Origin of the sequence: Vibrio sp. 10N.222.55.C6 (assembly GCF_041473395.1) — a bacterium.
Lineage (GTDB): Bacteria > Pseudomonadota > Gammaproteobacteria > Enterobacterales > Vibrionaceae > Vibrio > Vibrio crassostreae_C.
In genome coordinates, this window is sequence record NZ_JBFRSD010000094.1 from 1 (window position 1) to 598 (window position 598).

1 protein-coding gene and 1 pseudogene are annotated in these 598 nt (G+C 38.1%); both read right to left on the minus strand.

Translation table 11 applies throughout. From position 1 onward, the window contains the following. On the minus strand, positions 1-282 hold a 282-nt coding region (locus AB4486_RS22700), incomplete at its 3' end, for an outer membrane beta-barrel protein (RefSeq protein WP_372118737.1). Positions 283-410: 128 nt separating this feature from the next. Further along, a pseudogene (locus AB4486_RS22705) lies at positions 411-598 on the minus strand (LysR family transcriptional regulator); the annotation flags it as partial.

The following is a 598-nucleotide window of genomic DNA, read 5'->3' on the forward strand; positions in this document are numbered from 1 at the left end:
AACTTGGAATTTGTAACCATCGATCTCGGCTTTTATACCTTCAACGTTTTCGTCATCGCTATTCGTTGCGTAAGAAACGTTGATACCTACGATACGGTTAAATTCATAACCATATTCAAGTTTGATACCGTTACCCCAATCAACTGTGTCATCGGTTAGCCAATCGTCTACTTGAGTTTGGTTGTAACCGATACCCACACGGTGTTGGCTGTCAAAGTTGTTTGCAAGAACTGGAACAGAAAGTAGTGAAGCTGAAATTAGGGTAGTAAGTGCAATTTTCATATTAGTCTCTATTTAGGGTTAACTTAACTGCACGATCCTTCGTAGTTCAGTATCCGTTTTGATAGGGCTAATATTAAACAGTGTTTTATTTTTAGGCTAAGTAGTATTTTGTATAATTGTAATAAGCACTACTTATTAATCTGTTCGTTTAGTGCTTGCTGAACAACATCGCAGAGCCACATATGAAGAGGGCTATTACGATTCTTTGTATGGATATGGCTATATACTCCGACCATTTTTAGTTCGCTCGCGATGTCAATATCAATAGCTCTCAGGTTGGGATAGTTATGGATAGAAAAGAGGTTGGAATGTGGCA